Below are 13,351 nucleotides of genomic sequence, written 5' to 3' on the forward strand. Positions count from 1 at the left end.
CCCGATTCCCGTGTGGACGTCCGGTGTGGATGGTCCTGGCCGGTCACGCGTCGCGCGGCACCGGCCAGGACGCCCGTCACGACCCGGCGGCGCGCAGGGCTGCGTCGCGCAGGGCGGCGCCGCCGTGGTCGCCACCGCGTCGCGGGTGTGACGTCGCGGGTGTGACGGCACCGGTGTGACGGCCGCGGGTGCGCCCGCTCAGGCCGGGTCCAGCAGCAGCACGGCCCAGCCGTCCTCCGGTTCCCGCCTGGTCAACCCGACCCGCTCGGCCACCGCGACGGCCGCGGCGTTGTCCGGGCGGGTCTCCACCAGGACCGGCCACGACGGGTGCGCCCCCCGGGCGGCGGCGACCGCCTCGCGCGCCGTCTCGGTCGCCAGGCCCAGGCCCCACAGGTCGGGGTGCACCCGGTAGTACAGGTTCCAGCAGCGCCGGCCCCGCCACGGCTTCGGCTGCACACCGCCGAAGCCGGCGACGCGGCCCCGGAACACCATCGCCCAGTAGCCCAGCTCCCCGCGCTCCCACACCGCCGTGAACGCGTCGAGGTAGCGGGCGGACTCCGCGCGGTCCGGCGGGTCGCGCGGGGGTGCCTCCCGGGACCGCAGGGCCGCTTCGAGCGCGACGAACGCGTCCAGGTCGTCCGCCACCACGCGCCGCAGGCGCAGCCGGGGCGTGGACCGCCCGCCCGCCGCGTCGACCGGGACGGGGTCGGGGTCGGGGTCGGGGTGGGCGGGGTCGACCGGGACCGGAGCGGGCACCCGGCCATGGTGTCGCGGAACACCGCCGGCGGGCACGCGGATTTCCGCTCCGCGCCCGCGGCACGTCACGAGGTGTTCCGCCGGCGGCGTAAATGCGCGGCTGGAATACCGCACGCGGCGGTAGGGTTGTCCTTGTTCGGGGCGCTGTCGCCCTTTTCCGCGCCCGTCATCCGTTCTGGGGGATCTGCATGACTTCCGCAGGTGTGTCCGACGCCGTCGCGTCGCCGCCCGCGCTCGGCCGCGGCGATCGCGTCGTGATCGCCGTGCTGCTCGTCGCCACGTTCGTCGTCATCCTCAACGAGACGATCATGGGCGTGGCCCTGCCCGTGCTGCTGGTCGAGCTGGACGTGACCGCGGCGGTCGGCCAGTGGCTCACCGCCGGGTTCCTGCTCACCATGGCGGTGGTCATCCCGGTCACCGGCTACCTGATCCAGCGGGTGCCCACGCGCGTGCTGTTCGGCGTGGCGATGAGCCTGTTCAGCGCGGGCACGCTGATCGCGGCGCTCGCGCCCGGCTTCGAGGTGCTGATGGCGGCGCGCGTCGTGCAGGCGTTCGGCACCGCGATCATGCTGCCGCTGCTGATGACGACCGTCATGACGCTCGTGCCGGCCGCGCGCCGGGGCGCCGTGATGGGCAACATCTCGATCGTCATCTCCGTCGCGCCCGCCATCGGCCCCACCGTGGGCGGCGTGGTGCTCGACCTGTCCGGCTGGCGCGCGATGTTCTGGGTGGTGCTCCCGATCTCGCTGGCGACCCTCGTGCTGGGCCTGCGCCGGGTGACGCCGGTCGGCGAGTCGAGCGACGCGCCGATGGACGTGCTGTCGGTCGTGCTGTCCGTGGTCGGGTTCGGTGGCCTGGTCTACGGCCTGTCCAGCATCGGCCACTCCGGCGAGGGCGCCTCCACCGTGCTGTGGACGTCGCTCACCGTGGGCGTGCTCGGCGTCGCCGCGTTCGTGCTGCGCCAGGTCTCGCTCCAGCGCCGTGAACGCGCCCTGCTGGACCTGCGCACGTTCGCCTTCCGCACGTTCACCGTCAGCAGCGCCCTGATGATGGTGATGATGGGCCTGCTGCTCGGCGTCGCCACCATCCTGCCGATCTACATGCAGAACGTGCTGCGCCTGGAGCCGCTCACCACGGGCCTCCTGCTGCTGCCCGGCGGTCTGCTGATGGGCCTGCTGTCGCCGTTCGTCGGCCGGCTCTACGACCGCGTGGGCCCGCGCCTGCTGCTGATCGTCGGCACCATCGCGACCAGCGGGTCCCTGTGGTTCGCGACCGGCTTCGACGCCGCCACGGCGCCCGCGCTGGTCCTGGTGTTCCACCTCGCGCTGAGCTTCGGGTTGGCGTTCTCGTTCACCCCGCTGTTCTCCGCCGGCCTGGGCGCGCTGCCGTCCCGGCTCTACTCGCACGGCAGCGCCGTCTTCAGCACCACCCAGCAGTTGGCCGCCGCGGCCGGGGTGGCGCTGCTGGTGAGCGTGATGAGCGCGCGCGCCGCCGACCTGGCCGCGTCCGGCGAGCCCGCGATCGGCGCCGAGATGGGCGGCATGCACACGGCGTTCCTGCTCTCGGCGGTCCTCTCGCTGGTGGCGGTGGCCGGTTCCCTCGCGATCAAGGGGGGCAAGGCCGACTCCCACGCGTGACGCCCGCGGGGGGCGCCGGGGCCGTTTGACAGGGCGGCGGTGTTTCGCCATCCTGGAGGTGCGGAGGGGAGTACCCACCCAGCCCGTGATCGTCATTACGACCGCCCCGTGGCGGTTCGGTCACGGCGCCACCGCTCGCGGTGGTCGGGGAGACCTCTGGTTCGTTCGAGAACCGGAGGTGTGTTCATGGTCGTTCGCAGCTAGGACCCGCGTGTTCGCCGGTGTCCACCGCAGCAGCCCCCTCACGTCCCGGAAGGACGGACCATGCGCACCTCCGCACGCCTCGCCACCGCCATCACCGGTCTCGCCGCCGTCGCCGCCCTCAGCGCCTGCGGCGCGGTGCAGGACGCGGCCGACACCGCCAACGCCGTCGCGAACACCGCGAATGCCGTCCAGGTCTGCGCCGACGCGCTGACGCGGGCCACCACCTCGTTCGACACGTCCTCGCCGCAGCAGGCGGTGGACCAGGCGCACGAGACCGCCGCGTCCCTGGGCGACCTGGCGACCCGCGCCGCCGACACCACCGTCACCGAGGCCATCACCGCCCTGGCGGGCACGTTGAGCAGCGTGACCCTGGACGACCTGGTCACGCGGCCGGCCGCGTGGCTGGAGACGAAGGCCACGCAGGTGGCCGCGCTCACCTCCGCCTGCGCCCCCTGACCCGCCCGCGCGGGGGTGCCGTCCGAGGGAACGGCAACCACCCCCGCGTGATGCGCGCTCCGGGGTCGGTGGTGGCGGTGGCCGCCGGGTGCTCGTCGTCGACCTGCACCTGCCGGTCGACGCCGGCGCCCGGGTCCGGCGGGCGGTGCGGTGCGGGGCGGGCGGTCGTGAGCCTGCCGTGGTCCGCGCGCACGGGCGTCGTCCTCAGACCGCCCCGCGTGCGGCCTCCTGAGACGCGGGGTTGACGGGTCCGAGCCGGGGTTGAAGACTGCGCTCCTGCGGACGGCTGTCCGCACGGCGGTCAGGCGAGGATGCCCGGGAGCGGCCGATGAGCGTGCCCGGCGACCGCCGCCCCCTCGTCCTGCGCGGCGGCACCGTCCTCACCGTCGACGCCCGGCACCGCGTGCTCGCCGACCACGACGTCCTGGTGGTCGGCGACCGGATCGCCGCCGTCGGGCCCCGGCTGGACGTGCCGCCCGGCACGGACGAGATCGACGCGACCGGAGGCATCGTCCTGCCCGGCATGGTCGACACCCACCGCCACCTGTGGCAGACCGCGATGCGCGGCTACGGCGCGGACTGGACCCTCACCCAGTACTTCGCCTGGTACTACCTGGAGTGGGGCAGGCACTTCCGCCCCGAGGACGTGCACGCGGGCAACCTGCTGGGCGCGGTCGAGGCGCTGGACGCCGGCGTCACCACGACCGTCGACTGGTCGCACGGCCTGCGCACCACCGAGCACGCCGACGCCGCCGTCGACGCCCTGGAGGCGGTGCCCGGCCGGTTCGTGCTGGCGTACGGCAACATCCACGAGGCACCGGCGGTGTGGAGCGCCGACCCGGCGTTCCGGGACTTCGTCGCCCGCCGGGGCGGGGACGGCGACCTGCTCGGCCTCCAGCTGGCCTTCGACGTCACCGGCGACCCGGCGTTCCCGGAGCGGCCCGCGTTCGAGGTGGCCCGCGAGCTGGGCGTCGCGGTCACCACCCACGCCGGGGTCTGGGGCGCGACCGGCGACGACGGCGTGCGGCTCATGCACGAGCACGGCTTCGCCACGCCCGGCACGGTGTACGTGCACGCCGCGTCGCTGTCCGCGGACTCCTACCGGCGCATCGCGGCGACCGGCGGCTCGGTGTCCGTGTCGACCGAGAGCGAGCAGAGCGCCGGCCAGGGCTACCCGCCCACGTGGGCGATCCGCGCGCACGGCATCCCGGTGTCGCTGTCGTCGGACACCTCGGTGTGGTGGAGCGGCGACCTGTTCTCCGCGATGCGCGCCACCCTGGGCGCCGACCGCGCCCGCGAGCACCTGGCCGCGCACGCCGAGGGCGGCACGGTCACGCACTCGTCGCTGCGCGCCGAGCAGGTCGTGGAGTGGGCCACCCTGGGCGGCGCGCGGGCGCTGGGGCGCGAGGCCGACCTGGGCAGCGTCGAGGTCGGCAGGAAGGCCGACCTGGTGCTGATCCGCAACGAGCGCTCGCCGGTGATGTTCCCGCTGCTCAACCCGCACGGGCACGTGGTGTTCCAGGCGCAGCGCGGCGACGTGGAGGCGGTGGTCGTGGACGGCCGCGTGGTCAAGCGGGACCACCGGCTCGTCGGCGTCGACCTCGCCGCGGTGCGCGCGGGCGTCGAGCGGACGGTCGAGCACCTGCGCTCGCGGCTCGGCGAGGAGGCGTGGGCGAAGGGCATGAACCCGGACGTCCCCGAGCCCGAGGTGCGGGACAACCCGTACACCTACACGGACTACCGCGGCACCACCCGGAACCGGCCCTGACGTCCGGACACGTCCGGCGATGTCGGACCGCTCTGGTAGGACGTCGTAGGACACCGACCGGGCACCACCGCGGAGGACACCATGACGACCACGCCGAGCCACCCGACCACCACGTCACCGGGCCGGCCACCCGTCGTCGACCTGGCCACCTGGCAGGCCGCCCGCGACGAGCTCCTGGTCCGCGAGAAGGCCCACACCCGCGAGGGCGACGCGCTCGCCGCGGCCCGCCGCCGGCTGCCGATGGTGGAGTTCGACGGGACGGTCGAGGTGGTCGGACCCGACGGCCCGGTCCCGTTCCTCGACCTGTTCCAGGGCCGCGACGAACTCGTGGTCTACAAGCACATGTGGCACGACGGCGCGCCGCACCAGGGGCAGTGCGAGGGCTGCACCACCGCGGCCTGGGGCCTGCGGGACGCCGTCTACCTCAACGCCCGCGGCGTCTCGTTCGCCGTCCTGACCGAGGGGCGGTGGGAGGAGGTGGCCCCCTACGTCGAGTTCATGGGCTACACCCAGCCCTGGTACTCGGCGCGCGACGCGGAGGCCCCGGTGGGCGGGGACATGGGGCACATCGCCTGCTTCCTGCGCGACGGCGACCGCGTGTTCCTCACCTACTCCACGACGGGGCGCGGCAACGAGCCGCTCAACCCGGCCTTCGCCCTGCTCGACATGACGCCCTACGGCCGCCGCGAGGCGTGGCAGGACACCCCCGAGGGCTGGCCCGAGGGGCAGCACCCGTGCTGGTACTGGCGCGTGGACGCGGACGGGAACCCCACCTGGGGCGCGACCGGCCGTCCCGCGCCGCAGTGGACCCGTCCCGGCGCGACCGCGGAGGACACCCTCGGCCGCGCCGGTCACTGCCACTGACCCGGGGTCACCGCAGGTGGTCGGCCACCACCCCGGCGGCGCGGGCGATCAGCGCGTCGTCGTGCCCGGCGCCCGGCGTGCCGCGGGTCGACATGACCGCGAGCACGACCGGGGCCGCGCCGCCGGGTGGCCAGGCCACGGCGATGTCGTTGCGCGTCCCGTGGCCGCCCGCGCCCGTCTTGTCCCCGACGACCCAGTCGGCGGGCAGGCCGGCGCGGATCAGGTCGTCGCCCGTGGTGTTCGCGCGCAGCAGGCCGACCAGGAACTCCCGCTCGTCCCCGGGGAGCGCGTCGCCGAGGGTGAAGGCGCGCAGGCTGCCCGCCAGCGCGCGGGGGGTGCTGGTGTCGCGGACGTCGCCGGGCGCGGCCTCGTTCAGCTGCGTCTCCACCCGGTCCACGTGCGTGGTGGTGTCCCCGACCCCGCGCAGCTCCGCGCCCAGGCCCGCGGGACCGCCCAGGGCGCGGAACAGCAGGTTCGCCGCCGTGTTGTCGCTCAGCCGGATCGCCGCGTCGGCCGCCTCGCGCAGCGTGACGCCGGTGGCGACGCGGCCCGCGGTGACGGGGGAGTGGGCGACCACGTCGGCCTGCGCGTAGGTCACCACCTCGTCCAGCTCGGGGATCGTCCGCTGCCGCAGCAGCGCGCCCACGGCGAGCGCCTTGACCGTCGAGGCGTACGCGAACCTCCGGTCGGCGCAGTAGGCGATCTCGCGGCCGGTGCCGGTGTCCAGCGCGTACACGCCGAGCGCGGCGCCGAACTCCGCCTCCAACCGGGCGAACTCGCCGTCCGCGGCCGGGGTGGCGCTCGCCGAGGCCGTGCCGGGTGACGCGGTGCCGGATGACGCGGTGCCGGACGATGCGGCGGTGCCGGGTGACGGCGGGGCCGGCCGGGCCGCGCACCCGGTGAGCACGGCGAGCGCGAGGACCGCGGCGGCGGACCGCCTCACGTCGACGCCGCCAGCAGCGCCGCGGCCACGTGCAGGTCCTGGAGTGCCAGGCCGGAGCTGTCGAAGACCGTGGTGTCGTCCGGGGAACGCCGCCCCTCGGCGCGCCCGGCCAGCACATCGCCCACCGCGGTCAGGGTCAGCGAGCCGTCCGCGACCCGGTCGGCCACGTGCTGGAACTCGCCGATGGCGACCGACTGGGCGGGCAGGTCGCAGAACAGCCGCGCCCGCTCCAGCAGCGCCGGTGGCAGCTCCTGCTTGCCGCGCGCGTCGGAGCCCATGCTCGCCACGTGGGTGCCGGGCTCGATCCAGTCCGCGTCGAACAGCGGCGCGGTGGCGGTGGTCGCGGTGACGACGAGGTCGGCGCGGCACGCCTCGCGGGCGGGCGTGAGCCGGGCGGGCAGGCCGCGGTCGACCAGGGCGGCGACGAAGCGCTCGCCGCGCTCCGCCGAGCGGGCCACGACGTGGACCGTCTCCAGTGGACGGACGCGGGCCAGCGCGACGCACTCGTACAGCGCCTGGTGCCCGGTGCCGAAGACGGCCAGCGTGCTCGCGTCGGGCCGGGCCAGGACGTCGGCGGCCACGGCGTCGGCCGCGGCGGTGCGGTAGGCGTTCACCACGCCCGCCTCGACGACCGCGCCGATCCGGCCCGTGGACTGGTCGACCAGCAGCACGGTCGAGTTGTGGCGCGGCAGGCCCGCGGCGTCGTTGCCGGGCCAGTAGCTGCCGACCTTGACGCCCGCCAGGTCGGCGGACGAGGCGGACTTGACCGTGAAGCGGTTGGCCGGGTCGGACCCGTGGCCGTGCACGGTGGGGAAGGACGCGGAGTCGGCGGCGGCGAGGAACGCGGCGCGGACGGCGTCGTAGGCGATCCGCTCGTCGATCAGGGCCGCGGACCGGGCCTCGGAGAGGAAGCGCACGGTTCACCAGCCCCGCACGCGCGGCCACACGGCCAGGACGTCCCGCGACCCGGGGGTCACGTGGTAGCGGTCGTGCTGCGCGGCGGTCGCGCACGCGTGGTTGGGCAGCACCCGCACCCGCGTGCCCACCGGCAGGTCCGGCAGGGCGGCGGCGCTGCCCGGCCGCAGGGACAGCGTGCCGTGCTCCTGGCTCGCGTCGGTCATCAGCAGGTCGTGGTGGAGCTTCCCGTCGAGGTCCGCGACGAGGCCGTAGCCCTGGTCCACGGTCTGGCGGGCCGTGCCGCGGTCGCGCGAGGTCGCCATCCACCCGCCGTCGGTCATGATCCAGCCCTTGTCCGGTCGGTGCCCGATGACGGTGACGACCACCGACAGGGCCAGGTCGTCCACCGAGCACACGCCGATGCCCGCCATGACGAGGTCGAAGAACACGAAGTTGCCCGCCCGGACCTCGGTGACGCCGGTGAGGTCGAGCGCGGCGTGCGCGGTCGGCGTCGAGCCGACGCTCACCACCGGGACCGCGTGGCCCGCCGCCCGCAGGTCCTCCGCGACGCGCACCGCGGCGAGCCGCTCGCCCTCCGCGGCGGCGGCCAGCTCCTCCGGGGTGCGCGCGAAGTACGACTCGCCCGCGTGGGTCAGCACGCCGCGCAGTTCCGCGCCGCCCCCGACCAGGGCCTCGGCGATGTCGAGCACGACCGGGTCGCCGGGGCGCACGCCGCCGCGGTGGCCGTCGCAGTCCACCTCGACCAGCGCCGGGACCGGCGCGCCGTGCTCCCGCGACGCGTCGGCGACCGCGACCGCCTGCGCCGCGCTGTCCAGCAGCACGACGAGGTCCACGCCGCGCCGGCGCAGGGCGACCACGCGGTCGAGCTTGTCCGGCGCGATGCCCACCGCGTAGACCACGTCGGTGAACCCCGCGTCGGCGAACGCCTCGGCCTCGGCCAGCGTGGAGACCGTGATCGGACCGGTCCCGCCGTCGAACGCCAGTCGCGCCACCTCGACGGACTTGGCCGTCTTCACGTGCGGTCGCAGCACCGCGCCCCGCCCGTCCAGGTGCCGCCGCAGCCGGGCGACGTTCGCCTCGACCACCGGTCGGTCCAGTGCCAGGAACGGTGTCGCCACCCGGTCCAGGGTGTCGTGCCCCATGCTTGCCCCTCTCGTCGGTCCGCCCGGTCTCATCGGTCCGCCCGCCCGCGGCTGTCGGCGAGGTCGGCGTACAGGCCGGAGCGGGACACGCCCAGCCTGGTCGCGACGCGGGTCACCGCATTGCGCACGGCGAACACGCCCCGCTCGTCGAGCGCGCGCAGCAGGACGAGCCGCTCGGCGCGGTTCAGGCCGTCGACCGGCTTGCCGCGCGCCAGCTCCTCGGCGCGCACCACGGCGTCGACGACCTCGTCGAAGTCGTTGGTGAAGGTGGTGGTCGGCAGCGCCGCCGGCGCCGTGCCGCCCATCGCGGCGAGCAGGTCGCCCGCCTGGCGCAGCGCGGTGACGTCGAGGTTGACGCACAGTGCGCCGATCAGCGTCCCGTCGGCGTCCCGCAGCGGCATCGTCGAGGACTTGACGACGCGGCCGTTGGGCGCGTGCGTGACGTAGTTCAGGTCGTTGACCGCGTCGGCGCCCCGGGACAGCACGGACAGGCCGATCTCGCTGAGCGCGCCGCCGACCTGCCGGCCGGTCACGTCCCCGGCCACCGCGACCACGGAGTTCTCGCCCCGGCGGTAGTCGTGCAGGACGACCTCGCACGCCGGGCCGAAGGTCGCGGCCAACCCCTCCACGACCGGCAGCAGCGCGGCCAGCACCGCGTCCCCGGACCCGTTCGGCACGGAACCTCCCTCTCCCGGCGGTTGACTCAGACTATACGTCCAACTCTTGGATGAAAAGTCCAAAGGTCAACAGCCGTGCGACAGCACGGCGACAGGCGTGGCGAGAGGTTGTCCACAGTGGACTGATCGGTCGACTGGAGATCCAGATCACGCCGGTGGGCTGTTCGGGGGACTGGACACGACGGCGCGCTTAGGTAAGCCTAAGCGAAGTTCTCGTCGTGGAGGGGTTGTCGTGTCTGAGCACTGGGGTGCGGGCATCGGAGGCAGGGTCGCGCTGGTGACCGGCGCGGCTCGCGGTATCGGCGCGGCGGTGGTGGACGGCCTGGTCCGCGCGGGGGCCTCGGTCGCCGCGCTCGACGTCGACCCCGGTGTGCGCCTCCTCCGGGACGACCGGGTCACGCCCTTCGTCGCCGACGTCGCCGACGCCGCGGCGGTCGCCGGCGTCGTGGACGAGGTGGAGCGGACCCTCGGGCCGATCGGCATCGCGGTGTCCGTGGCGGGGGTGCTGCGGCCGGCGGCCGTGTGCGACACCACCGACGAGGACTGGGCGGCCACCTTCGCGGTCAACGCGACCGGCGTGTTCCACGTGCTGCGGGAGGTGTCGCGCCGGATGGTGCCCCGCCGGGACGGGGTGCTGGTCACCGTCGGGTCGAACGCCTCCGGCGTGCCCCGCACCGGCATGGGTGCCTACGCGGCGTCCAAGGCCGCGGCCACCATGCTCACCCGCTGCCTGGGGTTGGAGCTGGCCGGTTCCGGCATCCGGTGCAACGTGGTGTCGCCCGGGTCGACCGACACGGACATGCAACGTCTGTTGTGGACGGACGAGAACGGTGCCGACGCGGTCGTGGCGGGGTCCCCGGAGCAGTTCCGGGTCGGCATCCCGCTGGGCCGCATCGCGGACCCCGCCGACATCGCCGACGCGGTCCTCTTCCTGGCCTCCGACCGCGCGCGCCACATCACCATGCAGAACCTGTTCGTCGACGGCGGGGCGACCCTGCGCGCGTGACGAGCGCCTTTCGCGAGCATTAAAGTTAGGTTAGGCTAACCAACACGGATGCCCTGTGGGCGTCGGCGAACCCCTGCCCACCTCGTCTCCACCAGTGGCTGTCGAGCGCTCCGCGCTGTCACCGAAAGGGAACCACGACGTGTCCCCACCTGCTCTGGTCCGCCCCCGGCCCGTGCACCGGGCGGCCGACCTGCTGGCCGCCTACCTGCCGGGGTCGTTCTACTTCTCCTCGGCGCGCGGTTCGCTGCTCGCCGACGGCGTGCACACGACCGTCCGCGCCGGCCACGGCGCGCGGGCGCGCGCGGCGGCCGAGGCCCTCGACGCGGCGGCGGTGGGCGGCGTGGACGAACCCGTGGTCGTCGGCGCGATCGGGTTCCGGCCCGACGCCGAGGCCAGCCTGGTCGTGCCCGCCCTGGTGCGCCGGTCGGGCGCCAACTCCGCGGCCGACGTGCCGGTCACGCCGTTCGGCTCGACCCGGTGGTCCATCACGCCGCGGCCCGAGCCGGAGGGCTACGCCGACGGCGTCCGCGCCGCGCTGGAGCTGATCGACCGGGGCGAGCTGGACAAGGTCGTGCTGGCCCGCTGCCTCGAACTCGTCGCCGCCGACCCGGTCGCCGTGCCGTCGCTGCTGGCCCGCCTGGTGCGCGCCGACCCGGCCGCGCACGCCTTCGCCGTCGACGTCAGCGCCCCCGGCGATCCCGCCCCCCGCACGCTGGTCGGCGCGAGCCCCGAGCTGCTGGTGTCGCGGCGCGGCGACGTGGTGACGGCCAACCCGCTGGCCGGGTCCCGGCCGCGCGTCGCGGACGAGGCGGAGAACCGCAGGCGGATCGCGGAGCTGCTGGCCTCGGAGAAGGACCGCCACGAGCACGCGCACGTCGCCGCGCAGGTCGCCGGGGTGCTGGGCGGTTTCTGCGCCGAGCTGGACGCGCCCGCCGACCCCGTGGTCATCGGCACGCCCACGATGTGGCACCTGTCGACCCGGATCACCGGCCGGCTCGCCGACCCGACCGACCCCGGCTCCTCCTCGCTGGCGCTGGCCGAGGCGCTGCACCCGACCCCCGCCGTGTGCGGGGTGCCGGTCGGGCGCGCCCGCTCCGCCATCGCCGAGCTGGAGCCCGAGGACCGCGGCTACTACTCGGGCCTGGTCGGCTGGACCGGCCTGGAGGGCGACGGCGAGTGGGTCGTCACGATCCGCAGCGCCGAGGTGTGCGACCGGACGGTGCGGCTGTTCGCCGGGGCCGGGATCGTCGCCGGTTCCGACCCGGCCGCCGAGCTGGCCGAGACCAGCGCCAAGTTCCGCACGCTGCTGCGCGCGCTGGGCCTGGAGGGCGCGGCGTGAGCGCGAACGTCGACCACGTCGCCTGGCCCGCCGACGTCGCGGCCCGCTACCGCGCGTCCGGGCACTGGCGCGGGCAGACGTTCGGCACGTGGCTCACCGCGTTGGCCGCCGCCCACTCCGGTCGGACCGCCGTGGTGGGTGAGCGCGACGGCGTCGCGTCGCGCTGGACGTTCGCCGAGCTGGACGAGCGGGCGCACCGGATCGCCGCCGGGCTGGTCGAGTCGGGCGTGCGGCCGGGCGACCGGGTCGTGGTGCAGCTGCCGAACGTGCCGGAGTTCGTGCCGGTCGTGTTCGGGCTGTGGCGCGTCGGCGCGTGGCCGGTGTTCGCGCTGCCCGCCCACCGGCACAGCGAGCTGCGGCACTTCGCCGAGCAGAGCGAGGCCGTCGCGATCATCACCGTGGACCGGCACGAGCGGCACGACCACGCGGGCACCGCGCGCGCCGTCGCCGACGACGTGGCGTCCGTGCGCGACGTCCTCGTGGTGGGGTCGCCGGAGTTCGCCGACCTCGCCGCCACCGCGCCCCGCGACCTGGCGGACCCCGACCCGGCGGGCGTGGCGTTCCTCCAGCTCTCCGGCGGCAGCACCGGGTTGCCGAAGCTGATCCCGCGCACCCACGACGACTACCTCTACAGCGTCCGGGAGAGCGCCCGCATCTGCGCGCTGCGCCCGGACAGCGTCTACCTGGCCGCGCTGCCCGTCGCGCACAACTACCCGCTCAGCTCGCCCGGCGTCCTCGGCGCGCTGCACGCGGGCGCGGCGACCGTGCTGGCCCCGCGCCCCGACGCGGACACCGCGTTCCGGCTCATCGAGTCCGAGCGGGTGACGATCAGCGGTGTCGTGCCGCCGCTCGCCGCCGCCTGGGTGCAGGCCGCCGCGCGCACCGGGCACGACCTGTCCTCGCTGGAGGTCCTGCTGGTCGGCGGCGCCAAGTGCGGTCGCGAGCTGGCCGAGCGGATCGGCCCCGCGCTGGGCTGCCGGTTGCAGCAGGTGTTCGGCATGGCCGAGGGCCTGGTCTGCTACACCCGGCTCGACGACCCGGACGAGGTCGTGCTGAGCACGCAGGGCCGCCCGATCTCCCTCGACGACGAGGTCCGCGTCGTGGACCCGGACGACCCGGCCGCGCCCTCGGACGCCGTCGTGCCGGACGGGGAGGTCGGCGCGCTGCTGACCCGCGGCCCGTACACGATCCGCGGCTACTTCCGGGCCGGGGAGCACAACGCGACCGCGTTCACCCAGGACGGCTTCTACCGGACCGGCGACCTGGTGCGGCGCACGCCCACCGGCCACCTGGAGGTCGTCGGCCGGGCCAAGGAGCAGATCAACCGGGGCGGGGAGAAGGTCGCCGCCGAAGAGGTCGAGAACCACCTGATGGCCCACCCGGACGTGCTGGACGCCGCCGTCGTCGCGGTGCCCGACGCCTACCTGGGCGAGCGGACGTGCGCCTACGTCGTGCCCGCCGCGGGCGCCTCGCCCACCGGCGCCGAGCTGCGCCGCTTCGTGCGCGACCGCGGCGTCGCGGCGTTCAAGGTGCCCGACCTGGTCCAGGTCGTCGGGGAGTTCCCGGTGACCGGGGTCGGCAAGACCAGCAAGCGCGAACTGCGGGCGGCCCTGGCCGCCCTGGCCGAGAAGAAGGGGTGAC

Annotated in this window: 12 protein-coding genes; 7 read left to right on the top strand and 5 right to left on the bottom strand. The window is 75.3% G+C overall.

Features of this window, described 5'->3' with window-relative positions; all coding sequences use genetic code 11:
- Window positions 1-198: 198 nt before the first annotated feature.
- A complete protein-coding gene (locus tag ACR807_RS09545; protein WP_438920865.1) occupies window positions 199-756 on the bottom strand; it encodes a GNAT family N-acetyltransferase in 558 nt (185 codons plus the stop codon).
- A 188-nt stretch (window positions 757-944) separates the two neighbouring features.
- On the opposite strand from ACR807_RS09545, the gene ACR807_RS09550 reads away from it, so the two are divergent.
- The 4 genes from ACR807_RS09550 to ACR807_RS09565 all read left to right on the top strand — a co-directional run bounded on the left by ACR807_RS09550 (window position 945) and on the right by ACR807_RS09565 (window position 5,685).
- On the top strand, window positions 945-2,393 hold the full coding sequence (locus ACR807_RS09550; RefSeq protein WP_438920866.1) for a DHA2 family efflux MFS transporter permease subunit: 1,449 nt from the start codon (window positions 945-947) through the stop codon (window positions 2,391-2,393).
- Between the two features lie 264 nt (window positions 2,394-2,657).
- Complete coding sequence (locus ACR807_RS09555; RefSeq protein ID WP_438920867.1) at window positions 2,658-3,053, top strand: bacteriophage spanin2 family protein; 396 nt, start codon at window positions 2,658-2,660, stop codon at window positions 3,051-3,053.
- 328 nt (window positions 3,054-3,381) lie between these two features.
- Entirely contained in the window at window positions 3,382-4,821 is a 1,440-nt protein-coding gene (locus ACR807_RS09560; RefSeq protein WP_438920868.1) for an amidohydrolase family protein, read from the top strand.
- An 81-nt stretch (window positions 4,822-4,902) separates the two neighbouring features.
- Complete coding sequence (locus tag ACR807_RS09565) at window positions 4,903-5,685, top strand: DUF899 family protein (RefSeq protein WP_438920869.1); 783 nt, start codon at window positions 4,903-4,905, stop codon at window positions 5,683-5,685.
- 7 nt (window positions 5,686-5,692) lie between these two features.
- Here the strand turns inward: ACR807_RS09565 and bla are convergent, their stop codons facing one another.
- Genes bla through ACR807_RS09585 form a run of 4 tightly spaced genes read right to left on the bottom strand, consistent with a single transcriptional unit; the run spans window position 5,693 to window position 9,365 of the window.
- Window positions 5,693-6,628, bottom strand: coding sequence for a class A beta-lactamase (gene bla / locus ACR807_RS09570; protein WP_438920870.1), 936 nt, complete (start codon window positions 6,626-6,628; stop codon window positions 5,693-5,695).
- Complete coding sequence (locus ACR807_RS09575) at window positions 6,625-7,545, bottom strand: ornithine cyclodeaminase family protein (RefSeq protein WP_438920871.1); 921 nt, start codon at window positions 7,543-7,545, stop codon at window positions 6,625-6,627. The genes bla and ACR807_RS09575 overlap by 4 nt, the downstream gene beginning before the upstream one ends.
- A gap of 3 nt (window positions 7,546-7,548) precedes the next feature.
- Window positions 7,549-8,688: an alanine racemase gene (locus ACR807_RS09580; protein ID WP_438920872.1), complete on the bottom strand. Its 1,140-nt coding sequence runs from the start codon at window positions 8,686-8,688 to the stop codon at window positions 7,549-7,551.
- A gap of 29 nt (window positions 8,689-8,717) precedes the next feature.
- Complete coding sequence (locus ACR807_RS09585) at window positions 8,718-9,365, bottom strand: helix-turn-helix transcriptional regulator (RefSeq protein WP_438920873.1); 648 nt, start codon at window positions 9,363-9,365, stop codon at window positions 8,718-8,720.
- 232 nt (window positions 9,366-9,597) lie between these two features.
- Between ACR807_RS09585 and ACR807_RS09590 the strand changes: the two genes are divergently transcribed.
- The 3 genes from ACR807_RS09590 (at window position 9,598) to ACR807_RS09600 (ending at window position 13,350) form a co-directional block, all read left to right on the top strand.
- Complete coding sequence (locus ACR807_RS09590; protein ID WP_438920874.1) at window positions 9,598-10,371, top strand: 2,3-dihydro-2,3-dihydroxybenzoate dehydrogenase; 774 nt, start codon at window positions 9,598-9,600, stop codon at window positions 10,369-10,371.
- A gap of 139 nt (window positions 10,372-10,510) precedes the next feature.
- Window positions 10,511-11,710 (top strand): isochorismate synthase, encoded by a 1,200-nt coding sequence (locus tag ACR807_RS09595; protein ID WP_438920875.1) that lies wholly within the window; start codon window positions 10,511-10,513, stop codon window positions 11,708-11,710.
- Window positions 11,707-13,350 carry a (2,3-dihydroxybenzoyl)adenylate synthase gene (locus tag ACR807_RS09600; protein WP_438920876.1) on the top strand — a complete coding sequence of 548 codons (1,644 nt, stop codon included), beginning with the start codon at window positions 11,707-11,709 and terminating at the stop codon, window positions 13,348-13,350. Before ACR807_RS09595 ends, ACR807_RS09600 begins: the two co-directional genes overlap by 4 nt.
- Window position 13,351: the final 1 nt, after the last annotated feature.

Origin of the sequence: Saccharothrix sabaoui, assembly GCF_051756985.1 — a bacterium.
In the GTDB taxonomy this organism is placed as follows: Bacteria; Actinomycetota; Actinomycetes; order Mycobacteriales; family Pseudonocardiaceae; genus Actinosynnema.